This window comes from Chlorobium sp., from assembly GCF_049593655.1.
Lineage (GTDB): Bacteria > Bacteroidota > Chlorobiia > Chlorobiales > Chlorobiaceae > Chlorobium.
The window spans coordinates 12,133-32,190 of record NZ_JBAWHG010000014.1; the positions used below are offsets into that span (position 1 = coordinate 12,133).

At 55.0% G+C, this 20,058-nt stretch carries 14 protein-coding genes; 8 read left to right on the forward strand and 6 right to left on the reverse strand.

Annotated features, from left to right (window positions below):
* The first annotated feature begins 59 nt into the window (after positions 1 to 59).
* Complete coding sequence (locus WBP50_RS01830; RefSeq protein ID WP_423931359.1) at positions 60 to 2,252, forward strand: prolyl oligopeptidase family serine peptidase; 2,193 nt, start codon at positions 60 to 62, stop codon at positions 2,250 to 2,252.
* 58 nt (positions 2,253 to 2,310) lie between these two features.
* Here the strand turns inward: WBP50_RS01830 and WBP50_RS01835 are convergent, their stop codons facing one another.
* Positions 2,311 to 3,015 carry a DNA alkylation repair protein gene (locus WBP50_RS01835; protein ID WP_423931435.1) on the reverse strand — a complete coding sequence of 235 codons (705 nt, stop codon included), beginning with the start codon at positions 3,013 to 3,015 and terminating at the stop codon, positions 2,311 to 2,313.
* Positions 3,016 to 3,111: 96 nt separating this feature from the next.
* Positions 3,112 to 5,004, reverse strand: a complete 1,893-nt coding sequence (locus WBP50_RS01840; protein WP_423931360.1) for an ABC-F family ATP-binding cassette domain-containing protein — start codon at positions 5,002 to 5,004, stop codon at positions 3,112 to 3,114.
* A 225-nt stretch (positions 5,005 to 5,229) separates the two neighbouring features.
* Here WBP50_RS01840 and WBP50_RS01845 point away from each other — a divergent pair, with 225 nt between their 5' ends.
* On the forward strand, positions 5,230 to 5,784 hold the full coding sequence (locus WBP50_RS01845; protein WP_423931361.1) for a hypothetical protein: 555 nt from the start codon (positions 5,230 to 5,232) through the stop codon (positions 5,782 to 5,784).
* A gap of 220 nt (positions 5,785 to 6,004) precedes the next feature.
* Here WBP50_RS01845 and WBP50_RS01850 read toward each other — a convergent pair whose 3' ends face one another.
* The 4 genes from WBP50_RS01850 to WBP50_RS01865 form a co-directional block, all read right to left on the reverse strand.
* A complete protein-coding gene (locus WBP50_RS01850) occupies positions 6,005 to 7,102 on the reverse strand; it encodes a hypothetical protein (protein ID WP_423931362.1) in 1,098 nt (365 codons plus the stop codon).
* 95 nt (positions 7,103 to 7,197) lie between these two features.
* On the reverse strand, positions 7,198 to 7,578 hold the full coding sequence (locus tag WBP50_RS01855) for a hypothetical protein (protein ID WP_423931363.1): 381 nt from the start codon (positions 7,576 to 7,578) through the stop codon (positions 7,198 to 7,200).
* Between the two features lie 259 nt (positions 7,579 to 7,837).
* Positions 7,838 to 8,896, reverse strand: coding sequence for a cytochrome-c peroxidase (locus WBP50_RS01860; RefSeq protein ID WP_423931364.1), 1,059 nt, complete (start codon positions 8,894 to 8,896; stop codon positions 7,838 to 7,840).
* Between the two features lie 63 nt (positions 8,897 to 8,959).
* Positions 8,960 to 11,728 (reverse strand): PAS domain S-box protein, encoded by a 2,769-nt coding sequence (locus tag WBP50_RS01865; protein ID WP_423931365.1) that lies wholly within the window; start codon positions 11,726 to 11,728, stop codon positions 8,960 to 8,962.
* Between the two features lie 212 nt (positions 11,729 to 11,940).
* On the opposite strand from WBP50_RS01865, the gene WBP50_RS01870 reads away from it, so the two are divergent.
* The 6 genes from WBP50_RS01870 to queA all read left to right on the forward strand — a co-directional run bounded on the left by WBP50_RS01870 (position 11,941) and on the right by queA (position 20,053).
* Entirely contained in the window at positions 11,941 to 12,642 is a 702-nt protein-coding gene (locus WBP50_RS01870) for an SDR family oxidoreductase (protein ID WP_423931366.1), read from the forward strand.
* Positions 12,643 to 12,777: 135 nt separating this feature from the next.
* Positions 12,778 to 13,641 (forward strand): alpha/beta fold hydrolase, encoded by an 864-nt coding sequence (locus WBP50_RS01875; RefSeq protein ID WP_423931367.1) that lies wholly within the window; start codon positions 12,778 to 12,780, stop codon positions 13,639 to 13,641.
* Entirely contained in the window at positions 13,632 to 14,291 is a 660-nt protein-coding gene (tmk, locus tag WBP50_RS01880) for a dTMP kinase (protein ID WP_423931368.1), read from the forward strand. The genes WBP50_RS01875 and tmk overlap by 10 nt, the downstream gene beginning before the upstream one ends.
* 136 nt (positions 14,292 to 14,427) lie before the next feature.
* The gene (locus WBP50_RS01885; protein WP_423931369.1) at positions 14,428 to 15,690 is read left to right on the forward strand and encodes a trehalose 6-phosphate synthase; all 1,263 of its coding nucleotides are present in this window, start codon (positions 14,428 to 14,430) and stop codon (positions 15,688 to 15,690) included.
* Between the two features lie 43 nt (positions 15,691 to 15,733).
* The gene (locus tag WBP50_RS01890; protein WP_423931370.1) at positions 15,734 to 18,895 is read left to right on the forward strand and encodes a beta-phosphoglucomutase family hydrolase; all 3,162 of its coding nucleotides are present in this window, start codon (positions 15,734 to 15,736) and stop codon (positions 18,893 to 18,895) included.
* Positions 18,896 to 19,012: 117 nt separating this feature from the next.
* On the forward strand, positions 19,013 to 20,053 hold the full coding sequence (gene queA, locus WBP50_RS01895) for a tRNA preQ1(34) S-adenosylmethionine ribosyltransferase-isomerase QueA (protein ID WP_423931371.1): 1,041 nt from the start codon (positions 19,013 to 19,015) through the stop codon (positions 20,051 to 20,053).
* The last annotated feature ends 5 nt before the right edge of the window (positions 20,054 to 20,058 follow it).

A 20,058-nucleotide genomic window follows, 5' to 3' on the forward strand; every position in this document is an offset into this window, starting at 1 on the left:
TCCCGTACTGCAGGGGACACTATGCTCCCGACAACACATTTTATTTCATCTGGACCGTTATGACTTTTTGCAAAAACCTGATCTCGCTCTCGATTCTGTTTGTTTTGCCGGGGACTGCCTCCGCCCTTGACCGTTCGGGGTCTCTTTCGAACCCTCCGTCACCGGCACTGGCAACATCCTTTCAGGAAACCCTCTGCGATACCACCCTGGCCGATCCTTACCGCTATATGGAAAAGCCCAGGGCTCCTGAAGTCCTCAAATGGATGAAAGAGCAGTCGGCATTCGCGCGAAAAGTCCTGGACGGCATTCCGGGCCGAAAGGAGCTGCTGAAAAAGATGCAGGAGTTCGACGGACGAAAATCCGCGAAAATCTACAATCTCGCCATTACCGACAACGACCGGTACTTCTACCTGAAACAGACGCCCGGCGATGAAACCGGAAAACTCTGCTGCCGGGACGGATACAACGGAAAGGAAACCCTGCTGTTCGATCCCGGGGTTTACTCGGGCGACAGAAAAGGCAGCTATGTCATCGGTACGATAGCGCCCTCCGACGACGGCTCGAAGGTGGCGTTCACCGTTTACCCCAATGGCTCGGAAAACGCCAGTCTCCTGATCATGGAAACCGGAACCGTTCGGCTCTACCCTGAAACCATAAGCCGCTGCCGTTTCGCTTCGCCCTCATGGACGCCCGACGGCAGTGCGTTTCTGTACAATCGCCTCGAAGCTCCCTCAAAAAAGGAAAACAGTCCCCAGTACGCCAGCAAAACCTGGCTGCACAAGGCAGGAACCGATCCGGCTGCGGACAGGGAAATCTTTTCAAGCACCCTGAACGCCGAGCTTGCCATCAATCCTGACGACATTCCCGAGGTGTCCTACGACAAGGAGAGCGGCTCGCTTTTCGCTTTCGTGTCCAATGTCGACCGGCGTCTGACGGTCTATTACGCGCCGGTCTCCGAACTGGAAAAGGAAAAAATCGCCTGGAAAAGACTTTTCAGGCCTGAAGATGAAATCCACGATTTCGCCGTAACGGAAAAAGATCTTTACCTCTACACCCCGAAAAACGCGCCGGGATTCAGACTGCTGAAAACCTCCCTGCAGAAACCCGACCTGAAAGGTGCTGAAGTCGTCGTACCCGAATTCCGCGGGGCCATGCTGACCGGATTCGTCCTCTCCAGAAGCGGCATTTTCTACACCCTTTCACGGAACGGGGTACAGGAGGAGCTTTACCACCAGAAGTACGGAAGCGTTCTTTCCGAAAAACTCACGCTCCCCTTCGGCGCAGGCACCATAACACTCTCCTCGAAAGGGTTCAGATACCCGGAGGTCTGGGCGGTGCTTGCCGGATGGAACCGCGACTACCGCCGGTTCCGCTTCGACGCCGAAAGCGGTTCATTCGTCAACGAAACCCTCTCCTCTCCGGCAGCCTATCCGGAATACGACGATCTTGCCGTCGAGGAGCTGATGGTGCCGTCGCACGACGGCGTCGAGGTGCCGCTCTCGCTCATCTACCGAAAAGGAGTCCAGCGGAACGGGTCGAATCCCGTCCTGCTTTACGGCTACGGGGCTTACGGTAACTCCATAACCCCGTTTTTCAGTCCGTCGATGCTGCTGTGGACATGGAAAGGGGGCATTCTGGCGGTGCCGCACGTACGGGGAGGAGGAGAACTCGGATACCGGTGGCACACGGCAGGCATGAAAACCACCAAGGCCAACACATGGAAAGATGCCATCAGCATGGCGGAATATCTGGTTAAAAACGCCTACTCTTCGCCCGGCAATATCGTCATCAATGGCGCAAGCGCGGGCGGCATCATGGTCGGCCGGGCAATGACCGAACGCCCCGATCTCTTCGCCGCTGCCATTCCGCAGGTGGGCGCCATGAATCCGCTGCGGGGTGAGACCACCGCCAACGGGCCGGTCAACGTCCCGGAGTTCGGCACCATGAAAATTCCCGCAGAGTGCAGGGCGCTGATTGCCATGGACCCCTATCTCAACCTGCGTCAGGGAGTGAACTACCCGGCAGCGCTTGTTACGGCAGGAATAAACGATCCGAGGGTCATCGCCTGGCAGCCGGCAAAATTCGCAGCACGTCTCCAGAATGCAACCGCTTCAGGCAAACCGGTGCTCCTGTTCACCGATTTCGAAGCCGGTCATGGGATGGGAAACTCGAAAACGAAAAACTTCGAAGCGCTGGCAGACGTCCTGAGTTTCGGGCTGTGGCAGACCGGACATCCGGAATTTCAGCATTGAGACGACAGAGTAGCCGGAGGGAACGGAAGACTTCAGCTCCGCTGGAGCGGCCAGCGGCTCAGATCCGGCCCTTGAGCCAGTCCTGGCGGCGAGGCTCCGGCAGTTTTTCGATAGCATAGCGAAGCATCGTTCTCGGCATGCCTCTGTAATATTCCGAAAGGAACCCTTCCAGCACATCGACGTCCCGTTTGCCGACTTCGCGGAGCATCCAGCCTGTTGCCTTGTGTATCAGATCCTCTGCGTCGCCCATCAGCTTTTCGGCTATGGCAAGCGTATCGCCGAAGTCACCGGCCCTGATGAAATGAAACGTCGAGACGATAGCGATGCGGCGCTCCCAGAGGCTCTCCGAAAGTGCGAAGCGGTACAGCGGCAAGCGGTCGCGCTCCTGCAGGTGGCAACCGACAATCCTCGGACAGGAAAGATCGACGAGATCCCAGTTGTTGATCCTGTCGGTACGGGAACAGTAGTGATTGAAAATCAGGGTTCTCTGTGCTTCATCCGGCTGTTTGTACCGCTCGACGAGCATCAGGAGACCCAGCAGCCGGTCTTCATGCCACCCGGATGCAAGCAGTCCGACGGCATCGTCGACACTCGCATGGGAAAACTCGCGGCACAGCTTGCGAAGCACGGGCACACGGATTCCGCGAAACATGTCCCCTTCTCCATACTCGCCGGGTCCGGTCTTGAAAAACCACCGGAGAATTTCCGCCGTTTTGTGATCGGCAAGCTCTTCGAGCCTTCCGCGTATTTCAGTTCCCAACATATTGGCGATCATTACCTGCTGTTCACCCGGATCCGGAATCCGGAATCTCCCCCATTGCCTTCAACCGGCACTTCTGCCCACACGTCCTCCTTCCCCCTAAAGAAACTCGGCAAGCTCCGTCCAGCGGCGCATCTTGCCGTCCATCTCCTGCTGGATGGTGCGCAGTTCTTCGGTCAGTTTCTGCACCAGCGCGAAGTCGCCGGATGCGGCGTTCAGTTCATCACCGATAGCGGACTGGCGGGCCTCGGCTTTCGCGATCCACTCTTCGAGCTGTTCGAGCTCACGCTTCTCCCTGCTGTTGAGTTTGCGCTGTTTCGACGAGACAGCGACAGCCGGAGCGTCTTTCTTCGGCTCTTTCGCGTCCGTTTTCGGCACAGGTTTTTCCTGGTACTTCGACTTCATTTCAAGATAGACGCTGTAATTGCCGGGGTAGCGTCTGATCCGTCCATTCTCTTCAAAAACGAACACATGCTCGACCGTGCGGTCAAGGAAGTAGCGGTCGTGGCTCACCACGAGAAGACACCCCTGATAGTTGTCGAGATAATCCTCGAGCACCCGGAGGGTCGGAATGTCGAGGTCATTGGTGGGCTCGTCGAGCAGCAGCACGTTTGGCGAGCCGATAAGCTGGCGAAGCAGGTAGAGCCTGCGGCGTTCGCCCCCTGAAAGGGTTCTGATATAGCTGTACTGCGTCGAGGGGCTGAAAAGAAAACGCTCCAGCATTTTCGATGCCGAAAAAACCTGTCCGTCCTTCAGCTTTATCTGTTCGGCCTCCTCCTGGATGAACTCGATCACCCGTTTGTCGTCGTCGAGTTCACGGCTCTCCTGATCGTAGTAGCCGATCTTTACGGTCTTGCCGATATCGATGCGCCCGCTGTCTGGCTCTACCCGACCGGTGATCATGTCGAAAAGCGTCGTCTTTCCCGAACCGTTGGGACCGATAATACCGATACGGTCACCCTTCTGCAGCATATAGTCGAACGAGTGCAGCAGATTTTTCGAGCCGTACGATTTGGAGACCTGATGAAACTCGATAATCATGCCGCCCAGCCGATCCGCGCCGAAACCGATCTCGAGCGCCTTCTGCTGCTCCTTTCCGGGAGCGTAGACCAGCTCTTCAGCCCGCTGCATGCGGGCCTTCTGCTTGGTGGTGCGGGCCTTGCAGCCGGTTCTCATCCAGTCGAGTTCCTGGCGGATCAGCGCCTGCCGCTTGCGATCCTCCCGCTGCTCCTGCTGCTCCAGCTCGTCCTTCTGCTGCAGGTAGCTGGCGTAACCGCCCGAAAAGGTCCGCGCCGTGCGACCATCGAGTTCGAACATGCGGTTGGCGACCCGGTCGAGAAAATACCGGTCGTGCGTGATGAGCAGAACCGCTCCCTGGTAACGGCGGATATAGTTTTCAAGCCACTCGACGCTGTCGGCATCGAGATGGTTGGTGGGTTCGTCGAGAATCAGGGCATCTGAAGGGGTAACAAGCGCATGAGCCAGGGCGGCCCGTTTGCGCTGCCCTCCGGAAAGCTCGCCCATTCTGGCCGTCACGTCGTTCAGTCCGAGTTTGCCGAGCACCACCGTAGCGTTCGATTCGAGATCCCAGGCTCCTGACGCATCGAGTTCATGCGACAGATGGCTGAAACGTTCAAGCAGCCCGGGATCGTCGCTGTGACCGGCTTCAAGTTCCCGGCAGGCGAGCTCGTAATCGAGAATGAGCTGCATGACGTTGTCGCCCGATTTCAGAACGGCCTCGAGCACCGTATCCTCGGGGTTATAGGGCGACTCCTGCGGCAGATAGGCGATTTTCCGGTTATTGGTCACCGTCACCCGGCCCGTATCGGGTGTTTCAACCCCTGCAAGAATTTTAAGGAGCGTGCTCTTGCCGCTGCCGTTAGCCCCGATAATACCGATCTTGTCCTTGTCGTCTATTCCGAACGAGACATCTTCGAAAAGCTTCTTGAGGCCATACTGTTTGCTGAGACCTTCCACCGTTAAGAGCACCATACCGTTCCACCTGTTATGTTATTCGGGGCATCACATCCGCGCGATAATCTTCACATCCAAAAACCGCTCAATATAGCCAATCAACCCATGGTTTTTCGTTGTTCATTGCCGTTTTAATCCTGAAGAGACCCAAGGGGTTCATTCTTCGGTTTTTTTTTGATAAACTGCAGGTTCTATCTCAAACTGCAAACCCGAAAACGGCGACGTCTTAAAGAGTACAATCCCATGAGTGAACTGCAGGAAGCGCTGGCATGGACCGACATTCCCGTACCCGAAGATCTCCGTCATCTGCCGGCAAACCAGCAGCAGAGCGTTGCCGCCTATGTCAGGGCGGTGGTAAGCCGTAAAACCGACGGCTTCGAAGATCTCTACCATGCCATCGGCATGATCGTGAAATACATCCCGCATTTCGTGGTGATCCCGCTCATGGTCGAGCATATCAAACCCCCCATCGCCGCTGGTGTCTGCCGGAAAATGGGCGTTGACCAGGCCACCGGCTACGCCAACGACCTTCCGCTCGAGTATTTCAGCGAGGTTTCCCGCCACATCGAGCCCTCCATGATGGCCGAACTGCTCGCCAGGATGAAAAAGCATCATGCCGAAAAGTTCATTCACTACGAACTGCAGCACCATCTCACCCATATACTCGACATCGCCGAGCATCTCGAAAAGCGCATGCTCGAAGTGGTTGCCCGGCACGTCACCCTGCCGGAACACGACGACGACCTCCTGAAGCACCCGCATCACAACATCATCGAAAAGATCCGGGCCCTGCAGTAAAAAAACCATACGCTCCCCCGTACCGCTGAAAACCGGCACCGGAAAAACGCATCTATGCTGCCGTCTGCAAAAAGCGCCGGATCGTGGCAGCGGGGCGCGGCGCGCAAGCGATGCCGCCTGTTGCGAAAGGATGGAAGATGTGGCCGTTGCCGGCTGAAAACCGGTTCCGGCCTGCCCTGTATCGGCAGACCGGAACGGCTGAAAGAAAAGAAAATGCGGATCAGAACGTCATGGTGCTGTAGAGCTCCACTCGCAGACGGCTGTTGTCGATGTCCGAACTGCCTGCTTCACGCGAGGTAGTCAGATAGCGGACCGTCGGAGTCAGGTTGAACGTGCCGGCAGCGGATTCGTAGACCGGAATCCGGTACTGCGCCCAGAGAAAGGTATTGCTGTAATCGACATCCACCGAAGAGCTTTTGTCCGTTGCCGCACTGTAGTCGAACCATGCCGTAAAAGGACCTTTTTCGGCCTTGATACGAAGCAGATAGCCGCTGTAGTCGACATTCTCGTTGGTGTTCGGAACCTTGTCGTCGGCCCTGGTGTAAAAGGCGCTCAGCCCGATGGTGGCGTCGTCGAGAGGAACCGACACATTTGCGCCGAAAGCCATCGGGGTTACCGACTGCTTGAAAACCGTACCGTACTCGTTGACCGGCGAACAGTTTGTCAGAAGCGTGACGAACTCCGGTTCGATGACAACTTTTCCGATATGCGTCTTGTATGCGGCCAGGAAAGCATAGCCGTCGTTGAAGATACCGTCGCCTTCAGCGGCGCTGTCGTCCCGGGAGTTGTTGTCGATCACGACGAGGGTGGTGCTGAACATGCCGGGACCTATTTTCGTCTTGTAATTGCCGCCGAAGAAACGGTCGAGATTGTAGGTCGCAACGGGAATATCCGAAGGGAGCGTAGGATAGAGCAGCACGTCGTAAATCGGGTTTTCCACACTGCTGAGGGGAAGGCGTCCCAGGATGTACATGCTGTTTTCAAGAGCGCGCCCGAAAATGAAATTCGACACATCGAGCCCGTAGGACTCGGTGTTGTTCTCCCCTACGGTCTGCCAGCCGCCCGACATTCCGGCCTCGTTCTGGATCAACGCCTTGAAAAAATATCCCGAACCGAGATCTGCTGCGGCATGAAGACCGATACGGTACTGGAAGCTCAGATCGTCCTCACTGTCCTTGAAACCGTTGAAATCGGTGTCGGTGAATTCGCCTCTCAGACGGAGGCCGACTTCACCGCCGAAACGAAGTTCCGCAGCGGCGGGAGCCGAAGGAGCCAGCAGAACAAGCGCAACCGCCAGCAAAAGATTTTTTTTCTTCATGGTGTTGAATTGATATGATTTTGATGATGCTGTGTCAACGAAAAACAAAAACAGAACGGCCGGTACTCCCTTCTGCGGATACCGGCCCCGAAACTTCAGAACGATGCAGCCCGGCAAGAGCAGACCGTCAGAAAAAAAACGCCCCCATTTCTGCGGAAAACCATGAAAAACAAAACAGCCGTTCCCGCGATCAATGCCCCAGCATGATCGGCGGGTACGCTGAACCATGTACCGAAAGGCACCTCTGTTAAAAACCGCATTGATATCATGGAGGGGGTACCATGAAAAGCGAAGAAAATTAGTATTACAGCTATTCTCAAGCTAACTGCATGTAAAATAATCAAATGACCGATCAAAAAAAGCCAGCCTCCCGAAAAACGGCAGGAAGGGATAACAAACAGGGAAAAAATACAAACCGCTGCAAAATGGGCAATTCCTGCCTGAGCGACGAAGAGTGCCGCTTTCCGCGCAAACATCCGGATCCGCTCGCCCCTTCGAACCCCTCTGCCACCGGCGCAGCAACTGCTCAGAAAGAAGCCGGAGGATATCTTCCTGTTCGGCTATGCGCTCTGCCAGGACTCTGTTTTGCCCGTTGACGGGGTCCCGAAGAGCCGCGAAGTCAGGCATGACGAATCATTCCCTCCCGATGGGCGCATATTTCATGCGTTAAAAAAAAAGGCGCACCTACAGATGTGCGCCCTTGGCCGATTTCCGTGAAGAAACGATATGGGGGCATCATTTCCCGAAAGGCTCCGGAGCCGGGGTTCTGTCTGAAGAGGGAGGAAGAATCGGCAGTTCGAAGACAGGCTGGATTCCGGTAAGCGTTTTCATGAAGGCCACGATTTTGGCATTCTCTTCAGGGGAAAACTTCTTTCCAAGCTGTATCTGTCCCATCACGTCGATGGCTTCGGCAAGCGTAGCGGCTTCACCATCATGAAAATAGGGATAGGTCAACTCGACATTGCGCAGCGTGGGCACCTTGAAGTTGAATCGGTCGGCGTCCTTGCCGGTTACTGCCGAACGTCCCTCTGCGGAACTCGTTGCCCTGTATGGCTCGACGACACCCATTTTCTGATAGGAATTGCCGCCGAGAGCGGGTCCGTTGTGACAGGCAGTACAGCCGCTCGACTTGAAGAGTGCATACCCGTCAAGCTCCTCTTTCGTTATGGCGGCGTCATCTCCCAGAAGCCATTTGTCAAAACGGGATCCGGGAGTGACAAGCGTTTCCTCGAAAGCCGCTATTGCCCGGGTGACCTGGTCGATGGTTATGGAATCGGTCCCGAATACCTTTCTGAACTCCCCGACATAGCCGGGGATTGACTGCAGCATGCCGACGGCAAGCTCGTGGGTGAATGCCATTTCGCCCGGATTTGCGATAGGGCCGCCCGCCTGTTCCTGGAGGTCTTTGGCCCTGCCGTCCCAGAACTGGGCGAGGTTCATCGACGAGTTCAGCACCGTCGGCGAGTTTACAGGTCCCTTGTTCCATTTGTGACCCACCGAGGATTTCAGGTTGTCGCTGCCCCCCATGCTGAGATTGTGGCAGGAGTTGCAGGAGATGATGCCGGATTTTGAAAGCCGGGGGTCAAAAAAAAGTTTCTTACCGAGTTCGGCCATAGCGGGACTGGAGACCGATCCCGCTGCAATGGGCGCAACGGGTTCTCCCTGCCTCGGCTGGAGTGGTTCGACGATCAGGGTTTCAGCCGGCTGGCTTTCCTTGCCCGCCTGCGGCGCAGGTGCGCAGGATGCGGATGCTGCAAGCAGGAGTGTTCCGGCAATCAGGATTTTGAGCTGCATGGATTGCTCCTTTGGCTTCGGTTTGTAAAGGAAATACGTGCTGTTAACGGCCATACTGAAAGTTCATTCCGTGAAACGGCGAATCAGACCAAACAGCTCATCGATATTGACCGGTTTTGTAAGAAACGCGTCAAAACCGGCATCCAGCGCGTTTTTTTTATCTTCGGGCAAAGCAAAGGCCGTATGGGCGATAACCGGCAGTTCCGGCCTGGCCCCCTTGATCTCCCGCAGCGCTTCATATCCGTCCATGCCCGGCATGCGGATGTCCATAAGCACAAGATTTATCCGGGGGTTTTGCCGAACCTCCCGAACGGCCTGGCAGCCGTCGACCGTTGCAACGACATCGATATGTTTGCCGCCGAGCACTTTCTCAAGCAATATCCGGTTGACGTTGTCGTCTTCGGCAACCAGAATGCACAGGTCTTGTTTGAATTTTTGTCCGGGTGGCGCCGAGAGAGGCTTCCGCTCTTTCTCCTGACGCCGGACCTTTCGGTAGGGGTGCGTGAAGTAAAAGACGCATCCCTTCCCTTCGGAAGATTCAAGCCGGATCGACCCTTCGAGCAGTTCCACAAGCGATTTTGAAATGCTCAGGCCAAGACCTACGCCGTCATGCTTGCAAGCGACATCGGCATGCCCTTGGAGAAACCGGTCGAAAATCCTCTCTTTCAGATGGTCGGGAACGCCGATGCCGGTATCCCTGACATAAAATTCGAGCTGGTCGTTTTTTTTCGTGCAGCCGAACTCGATGCCTCCGGAAAGGGTGTATTTGAGGGCATTCTGCAGGAGATTGGTCAGTATCTGGGTAAGGCGGACCCGGTCGGTCTCGATATGAAAGTCGGAAAAATCGAGCTGCTTGCCGCAACGCAGATAGAGGCCCTTCCGGGTAGCCTGCGGTTCGAAAAAAGCCTGCAGGTCATGAAAAACTTCATTGAGACATACGTCCGTATACTGCAGGGTAATCTCCCCTGCCTCTATTTTTGAAATATCGATAAGGTCGTTCAGAATGCAGAGCATTCTCCTTCCGCTCTGGCCTATAAGCTCGATATATTCGTCTTTCTTGCTGCCGCTGAGCAGCGGATCTTTCAGCAGTTCCGAAAAACCCAGTATCCCGTTCATGGGTGTACGGATCTCATGGCTCATATTGGCAAGAAACGCCGTTTTCAGCCGGTCGCTCTCCTCGGCTTTTTCCTTGGCGGCAACAAGTTCGCTCCAGAGCCTTTTCTGTTCGGTGATATCCTCGGCCAGTGCGACATAGTTGGCAATGACCCCCTGATCGTTTTTTACCGGCGCGATAATGATGTTTTCCCAGTAGGGTTCACCGCTTTTTTTCCTGTCGAGCAGCTCTCCCCGCCATACCCTTCCCCTTTTGAGGGTCTTCCACATCCGGTTGTACTGATCACGGGGTATCATACCTGCCTGCATAATGGCGGGATATTTCCCTAAAACCTCACTGGCTCTGTAACCGGTCAATTCCGTATATCTCGGATTGACATACTCGATTTCGGCCTCGGCGTTCATCATGACGACAACCGTGGGACTCTGCTGCACTGCGGTTGCGATCTTCCTCAGCTCTTCATGGGAGCGTTTTCTGCCGGTTATGTCGCGAACTGTTGAAATGGTGCACTCCCTGCCTGAAAGTTCTATTCTCGATGTCCTGACCTCGACAGGTACCCTTGTGCCGTTTTTGTGAACCAGAACCGCTTCGAATAACTGGCTTCCGGAATGGTCGAGAAGGCTCATCTCAAGGGCGATGCCGGCATCCGGAGAGACCGGGGCATAGATATCTTCAGGGAACATCCCGAGCAGTTCCTGCTCGCTGTAGCCGAGAATCTCCGATGCCGACCGGTTGACCATTTCAAAAACGCCATGCGATCCGCTATCGGTCACGGCATGAACGAACAGTCCGTCCCGGATATTGTCGAACAGTTTTTTCAGCTTCTCGCCGCTCTCGAGCAGCTCTTCTTCGGCATATTTCCTTTCGCTGATATCGACCATGACGGTCTGCGTCGCAGGAGCCCCCTCATAGAAAATGGTGGTTCCGAACAGCTCGACCCAGCGCACCTGGCCGTTTTTGTGGATCATCCTGAACTCCCGGCGAATCTGCTGCAGCCGACCGGCAATCCGTTCGCGAAAGGTCCTGTAATAGATCTCCCGCTCGTCAGGATGAACCATGGAGAGCAGCTCCTCGGAAGAAAAGGCCATAAGCTCGCCGGGGGTATAGCCGATAATGGATTCCATGGGCTTGCTTGCAAAACAGATGCGCGGCGGATTGTCCCGGCCGATGATCATCCCCTGTATCGATTGCTCGACAAGACTGCGGTATTTCTCCTCGCTCTCGCGAAGCCGTATTTCAGCCTGTTTGCCTGCGGTAATATCGAGAACGGTGAAGGTGACGCCTTTGAGAAGATCGCTGCTATCGATGGGGGAAGAGCTGAGCAGCACGTCGATGACGCGGCCATCCCTGCACTGCATGCGGGTTTCGACGGTTCCGGTACCGTATTCGGCTATCTGGCGGTATTTTTCGCGGCCGACATACCGGTAATCCTCGTCGGACGCGTAGAGTATCCGGGAGTTCCTGCCCAGAAGCTCCTGGCGACGGTAGCCGAGAATATCGCAGAGTCGAGGATTGACATCCCTTATGACCCTGTTGACGACCACACCGATACCTACGGGTACGGCGCGAAGGACGCTTTGCTGATAAGCTTCACGCTCCCCGTCCAAGGGACTTCCGGCATGGGCAAAGTCCGATCCGGGCTTCCCGGCGTGATGCGCCTGTTTTTCGGGAAGCTGTTGACCGGCGTCTTCCAGCCAGGATTCTTCTGAGTCTTTCATTATTCAGCCAAGATGTTTTAGCGAAACAACCCGAATTTTCCGTCAATAGAGGAGAAAAACCCCAAGGCTTGCGCCGAACAACCCGCTTCATGAAAAACGAAAAACAACTGCCGCATAGCAATCCTGCCCGGATTATCTCAGTTTAAGGAAAAATTCTGCAATTATTTCTATGTTTACAAGTACTTTTCTTTTAACGCAAGAACACAGAAACCATGGCTGAGAACAGGGTATTTCTCATTACCGGAGCATCGACCGGAATCGGGGCGGCGACGGCGCGACTGGCTGCAGATGCCGGGTACCGCGTCGTACTGGCCGCACGCTCCATCGCAAAACTCGACCTGCTTGCCGGAGAAATCGGTCCGGAGCGGGCTTTCGCCGTTCACTGCGACGTTGCGGACTGGTCGTCGCAGGAGCGTATGATCGCCGCGACCCTTGACCGGTTCGGCCGTATCGACGCCGTGTTCGCCAATGCGGGGTTCTCGAAAGGTTCGCCATTTCTGGGGGGGGAGGACAGACCGGATGAATGGCGGGAAATGGTAATGGTCAACGTGTTCGGTGCCGCAGCAACAGCCCGACTGTCGCTGCCGGAACTGGTAAAAACGAAGGGCCATTTTCTGCTGACGGGTTCCGTGGTCGGCAGGGTCACCTCGATCAGGAACCTCTACTCGGCCACAAAATGGGCGGTTACCGGAATGGCGCAGGCCATACGCAACGAAATGGCCGGAACCGGAGTACGCGTTACCCTCGTAGAACCGGGAGTGGTCGATACCCCGTTCTGGGACCATCTGAAAAAACCCGGCACGCCGGAACTTCAACCGGAAGATGTCGCCGGAGCTGTACTTTACGCACTTTCACAACCGCCTCATGTCGATGTTAATGAAATCGTCATCCGGCCATCGGGACAGCCGCACTGAATTCCCCGAAGAGGAAAAAACAGCACACGATCGAGGAAAAAAACGGTTCACGGCGATATTTTTGCCTGCGGATATTATTTTAGTCGGGATATGATGAGTATTTCCCGCAATCGCCTGTAAACCCATTCCCCGGTCATGGCTCCTCAAAACAGGTATATCACCCTTGGAGGTCACCGTCACCACTATATCGAAACCGGGCGTTCCGGACACACCATGCTGCTCCTGCACGGGCTCTCGTCCTCGCTCGATTTTTACGAGCAGGTCATTCCATCCCTGGCGCGCTCTTTCAGGGTTCTCGCCCTTGACTTTCTCGGTTTCGGACTTTCCGACAAACCGCGCAATACGGATTACAGCCTCGAGCTCTACGCCTCGCTGATCCGCGAATTTCTTGAAAAGACCGACAGCATCGGCGAACCCCTCTACGCCACGGGACACTCCATGGGCGGCAAATACCTGCTTGCCTCGGCGCTGCTCTACCCCGGCACATTCCGGAAGCTGGTGCTCAGCAATACGGACGGGTTCATCCACGTCCCTGCCCTGGTCCGAGGCATAAGCCTTCCCGGCGTGCGGCAGATTCTCAAAAAGATCCTGACCGGAGAAAAAATGGCTGAAAAAATGTTCTCCTCGGCATTTTACCGTACAGAGAACGTCGATCCCCTCTCGTTCCGCAAAAATCTCGCAGCCGTCAGAGACGGCGAGGCTTTCGACACGGTCATGAGCCTGAACCGGAACCTCGTGAAACTCGATATGAACCGCACCGGCCTGCGCAAACGCCTCGGAGAGCTTCGCATACCTGTTCTGGTCATCTGGGGCGACCGCGACCGTTACTTTTCTCCGAAAATAGCCGAATCGGTAAAAAGAGAGCTCCCCTGTTCCGACCTGGTCATGTTTGCAGAGTGCGGCCACGCGCCGATGCTTGAATACCCTGAAAAATTTTCAGAAACCGTCAGGGAGTTCATTCTTTCTGAACATCCTTATCCTGGAACACCATGCTCATAACTTTCGAAGGCATCGACGGCGCCGGCAAGTCCACACAGATCAGAAAACTGCAGAAGCTGCTTGCCGGGAAAAAGTGCGAACCGATCGTGCTGCGAGAACCGGGAGGGACCGAAATCGCGGAAAAAATCCGGCACATCCTGCTGGAAAGCCGCCACGACATCAGCCCGGTCGGCGAACTGCTGCTCTTTTCGGCCAGCCGGGCCGAACTGGTGCAGCAGGTCATCCTTCCGGCTATCGCCGAAGGAAAAACCGTAATCCTCGACCGTTTTTTCGACTCCACGACGGCATATCAGGGTTACGGCAGAGGTCTCGACGCCGAAATGCTCCAGTCCATCATCAGGCTCTCCACCTTTTCGCTGCGCCCCGACGTCACCTTCTATCTGGATATTTCGCCGGAGGACGCCCTGTTGCGGAAATTTTCCGAAAAATCGCTCCCGCTGGCTTTCGACGAAAACGAACTTGACCGGATGGAACGGTCGGGATCGGATTTCTACCGGAGAGTGCGGGAGGGGTACCGCCGTATCATCGAAAAGGAAAAAAACCGTTTCGTCGTGCTCGATGCGCTCGACGATCCCGAAAAGCTGCACAAAGCGATTGTGGCCTCGCTCGGTGAACGGTTTCCGGCGTTCTCGGCCATCGGAAAATCCTGATACGGAAAAGCTTCGGGAAGCGGGAACTGCCGGAGGATATTCAGGCGTTAATAGAAAAGTTTTTTCAAGCTTTTATTGCGTTTTTGCTTAGATTGGTTATCGACCTACTCTATCCACATCTCCTTACCGGCTACGCATGCACGAAACGATTCTCAAAGAGCACCAACTCACCACCTGCATCTCTCCGATCACGCTGCAGGATATCCGGACTCTGAAGGAACTCTACCGTCTGAAAGCTGAAACACGGGAACTGCGGGAACCGATTGTCAGAAACATCATCAAGCAGCGGGTCGTCGGCCGCTCCTGCGTGGAATCGCTTAAAAACGCGCTCTACTCCCTCGAAACCATCTACATCGACGACGACACCGGACAGCGGCTTCTGCGCATCGACGGCATGAGAGAGATCGAGGTCGATCTGACCTACGAAATACGCGAGCTCCAGAAAGACATCTACTATCTGGAATACGGCGAAGACAAGTTCATCGACTATCTGGCCAAATTCATTCCCGGCTTCCGCGGTTATGTCAACCACGGCATCGACATGTTCCGGGGAAAACGGTTCAACGCCTTCGTGACCGACCGCGACGGAACGACCAACAACTACTGCGGCCGTTACCGCTCTTCGGTGCAGCCGATCTACAACTCCGTCTTCATCACCCGGTTCGCAAAAAACTGCTGCCGCTTTCCGATTTTCATCACCTCTGCGCCGCTGAAGGATTTCGGTATTCTCAACGTATCGATCAATCCAAGCAACACCTTTGTGTATGCCGGTTCCAAGGGTCGAGAGTTCATCGACCTCGATGAGCATTTCAACAGTTATCCCATCGAGGAAAACAAGCAGAAGATGATCCGTCTGCTGAACGACCGTCTTCACGTGCTGCTCCAGGATCCGAATTTCGAAAAGTTCAACTTTATCGGATCGGCCATGCAGATCAAGTTCGGGCAGACAACGGTAGCCCGGCAGGACATAAGCAAATCCATCAGGGACGATGAATCCTCGGCATTTCTTGAAAAAGTAAAAAGCATTGTCAGGGAAATCGACCCGCAAGGCCGTAATTTCCGCATCGAGGACACCGGACTGGATATCGAGATCATTCTCACCATAGACGTCAACCGCGACAGCTCCTCCATCAAGGATTTCGACAAGGGGGACGGTCTTGCCTTCATCAGCGGCAAGCTCGGCATCGACACCGCAACAGGACCCAACCTTGTCTGCGGCGATACCGCATCGGACATTCCCATGCTGAAGAAAGCCGTGGAAATGTACGAAGATGTCTGGGCGGTCTTTGTAACGCGGGATGAAAAACTGAAAAAACAGGTGGAAGAGATCTGTCCCAACAGCTACACCGTTCCTTCTCCCGATATTCTCCTGACCATTCTCGGCCTTCTGTCACTGTAAAAACATAGTTCGGCAAACTCTCGCAAACATTTAATGTGTAGTAATGAGCAACGTATTTAAAGGCGCAATATTCGATCTCGACGGAGTAATCACAGGTACGGCCAAAGTGCACAGCCTTGCCTGGGAATCGATGTTCAACTCCTTCCTGAAAAGTTATGCTGAAGTGAACAACGAACCGTTTGTGCCTTTCGATCCGGTTCACGACTATCACAAATATGTTGACGGAAAACCACGCATGGAGGGAGTCAAAAGCTTTCTTGCATCCAGGGATATAGAACTGCCCTTCGGAGAGCTTGACGACACTCCCGAAAAAGAGACCGTCTGCGGTCTCGGCAACCGGAAAAACACGCTCTTCACCGAAATCCTCGTCAGGGAGGGGCCCGATGTGTATACAACCTCGGTTGAACTGATCGAAAAACTCATAGCCAAAGGCATCCGGATCGGCATAGCCTCATCGAGCCGCAACTGCCAGGTGATCCTTCAGCTTGCCGAACTGGAGCATCTTTTCGAAACCAGGGTCGACGGAGAGGTTTCCATCGAAATGAACCTTAAAGGCAAACCCAACCCGGACATTTTCATCACCGCAGCTCACAATCTCGGGCTGGAACCACATGAGTGCGTCGTGGTCGAGGATGCCATTTCGGGCGTTCAGGCCGGCTCACGGGGTAATTTCGGCCTGGTCCTCGGCATTGCACGCGAAATCGAAGGCTCGAAACTCAGGGATGAGGGCGCCGATATCGTCGTCCGGGACCTCGGGGAAATCACGATTGAGGATATCGAGGCATGGTTCAGTGAGGGACTCGAAAAAGAGGGCTGGAACCTGACCTACAACAGCTTCTCCGCCCGGGACGAAAAACTCAGGGAGGCGCTCACTTCGTCGGGAAACGGCTATCTCGGCGTCAGAGGAACCTATGAAGGCTCGAAAAACTCCCGGCATCACTACCCTGGCACCTATATCGCAGGAATTTACAACCGTCTCCCGTCGGATGTGCACGGCCAGACCGTATTCAACAACGATTTCGTGAACTGCCCGAACTGGCTGCCGCTGGAGTTCAGTATCGGTGGCGGCGAGTTCACCGACCCTTTCGCCGAGAAAATTCTCAGCTACCGGCAGAACCTCGATCTCCGGAACGGCGTCATGGAACGGGAGATGGTCATACAGGACAATCTCGGAAGAATAAGCAGAATCAGCAGCCGGCGTTTTGCAAGCATGGCCAACCCGCACCGCTGCGCCCTCCGCTTCAACCTCCGCCCGGTCAACTACACCGCATCGGTTGCATTCCGTTCGGCAATCGACGGCACCATTGAAAACAAGGGGGTCGCCCGATACAGCGAGCTGGCCTCCGATCATCTCGAGCATATCGAGGCATGCAGCGACAATGAAACGATCTTTCTTCATGTCCGCACCAGCCATTCGCATTACGGCATCGCAACCGGAGCCCGGACAAGGGTGGTCTGCCACGGGCAGCCTCTCGAGGCGGACCGGACGCTTACATCCACGGAGCGCTTCATCGGGCAATCCTTCAGCATGCTGCTGAGCCCGGAGAAAAGCTGCACCATCGAAAAACTTGTAGCCATCCACACCTCACTCGACAGCGATGGCGTCGGCAACCCGCTCGAAGCGGCAAAAGCCTCCCTGCAGCAGGAGGAGACCTTCGACGGACTGCTTCAGGCGCATACCGAAGCGTGGGAAACTATCTGGAGGAAAAACGGCCTCGTCATCGAGGGCGACCGGTTCAGCCTGAAGGTGCTGCGCCTGCACATCTACCACCTGATGGGTACGGCATCGCCGCACAACACCGGCATCGATGCCGGTATCACGGCAAGAGGCCTCAACGGAGAGGCTTACCGGGGACACATCTTCTGGGATGAAATTTTCATTCTTCCGTTCTTCAACAGAACCTTCCCGGATATCTCCAGAGCCCTGCTCATGTACCGCTACAACCGGCTCAATGCGGCAAGGAACTACGCAAGGGAGAATGGTTACCGGGGAGCGATGTTCCCCTGGCAGACCGCCGACGACGGAGAGGAGGACACCCAGGTCATCCATTTCAATCCGACAAGCGGCTCCTGGGGCCCCGATCTCAGCCGCAAGCAGCGGCATGTCTCCATTGCGGTATTCTACAATACCTGGCGATACATCTATGACTCGGGCGATACCCGGTTCCTCAACGAATACGGAACGGAAATGATGTTCGAAATTGCTCGATTCTGGGCAAGCATCGCCTCGCTCTCTCCGGAAACCGGCAAATACCATATCGAAGGGGTCATGGGCCCCGACGAGTTCCATGAAACGCTCCCCGGCAGCGGCATGGAAGGAGTAAAGGACAATGCCTACACCAACATCATGGCTGCCTGGCTTTTCGAAAAAGCCGTCGAAATCAGCGAAACCATTGATGAGGCTGTTTTGAGGAACCTGCTCGAAAAAATCCACCTCGGATTCGACGAACTGCAGAAATGGCGGGATATCAGCAGCTCCATGAATATTCCGTTCGGCAGCAAGGATATTCTGGAACAGTTCGAAGGATACATGTCGCTCCAGGAACTCGACTGGACGCACTACCGCTCGAAATACGGCAATATCCACCGGATGGACCGCATTCTCAAGGCTGAAGGAGACTCTCCCGACTATTACAAGGTTGCAAAACAGGCCGACGTGCTGATGACCTTCTACACGCTTTCGCCTGCGGAAGTGGCCCGGATCCTCGAAAAAAACGGTTATGCCGTACCCGACCCGGTAAAGCTGGTGCGCGACAACTACGCATACTACGAACCGAGAACGAGCCACGGCTCGACACTGAGCAAGGTTGTCCACTCGATTATTTCGAGTTACCTCGACGACGGCCACGAAACGGCATGGAAATGGTTCATGGAAGCCCTGAAAAGCGATATAGGCGACACCCAGGGCGGCACGACACAGGAAGGCATCCACTGCGGTGTGATGGCCGGCACGCTCGATACCGTGGTCCGGTATTTTGCCGGAATTTCGTTCGACAACGCCATGCTCAACGTGCATCCGAACCTGCCCCCTCACTGGAAAAAGCTTGAACTCAACGTCAGCTTCCGCAGGAACAACTACAGGGTTTCCCTTGCCCCCGGCAGCGTAACGGTCACACTCGACGCTTCCGAGGAGGATGAAACTCCGGCATGCATCAACGGGCACATGGTCACGCTTCCAAAAGGCATCGCCGTGGAAATGGCATGAATCCCTGAACCGCTGCACCGGCAACGCTCCGGCGTGCCGGCGTATTGTTCTTTTAGATGGAAAAGCGTATTATTTTTATTTTTTTACTTTTTCTGACGACCTATTGCATCACCGCTTATGCGCCTGTCCAATTTCAGATACAATCTGCCCAAAACAAAAATCGCCGATCATCCGGTTTCGCCCCGCGACAAGTGCAAGCTCATGGTGCTCAACAGGCGGAAAAAAGAGATCGAGCACAAGGTTTTTGAGGATATCGCTTCGTATTTCAAAAAAGGAGATCTGCTTGTCGTCAACAACAGCAGGGTATTCCCTGCCAAGATTTTCGGACAGAAAGAGAAAACCGATGCCAAAATCGAGGTATTTCTCCTGCGGGTGCTCAACAAGGAGGCCGGATTGTGGGATGTACTGGTCGACCCCGCCCGAAAGGTCCGTGTTGGCAATAAAATCTACTTCGAAGAGGATGTTGTCGCCGAAGTGGTTGACAACACCACCTCAAGAGGCAGAACCATCCGGTTCCTGAACCCGGAAATCGATGTATTCTCCCTGGTCGAACGGATCGGTCATGTACCGCTTCCCCCCTACTTCCTGAGAAAACCCAAGGAAGTCGACAAGGAGGACTACCAGACGGTTTACGCATCCCAGACCGGTGCAGTCGTCGCCCCGATGGCCGGGATGCATTTCACGATGCCCCTCCTCCAGAAAATCCAGAAAATGGGCGTCAAGATCCTTCCGATCACCCTCCATCCGAGCCTGAGCACCTTCAGCGCCATCGAAGTTGAGGATGTATCGAAGCACAAAATGGATTCGGAATACTTCAATATTCCCTACCAGACCGCAATGGAGATCAACGAAACCAAGGTCAACAAGTCCGGAAGGGTGATCGCCGTGGGCACGACGACCTGCAGGGTGCTTGAAGCCAACGCCACCGTAGACGGAAAAATCAAGTTCGGCCGGGGCTGGACGGACAAGTTCATCTACCCTCCCTACCAGTTCAAGGTAACCGATGCGCTCATCACCAACTTTCAGCAGCCCGAAACAACGCTGCTCATGGTCGTCAGCGCTTTCGCCGAACACCGTCTTCTCATGGAAGCCTATAAAATGGCCCTGAAAAGCGACTACCAGTTCCTTGCGTACGGTGATGCCATGCTCATTCATTAAATCAA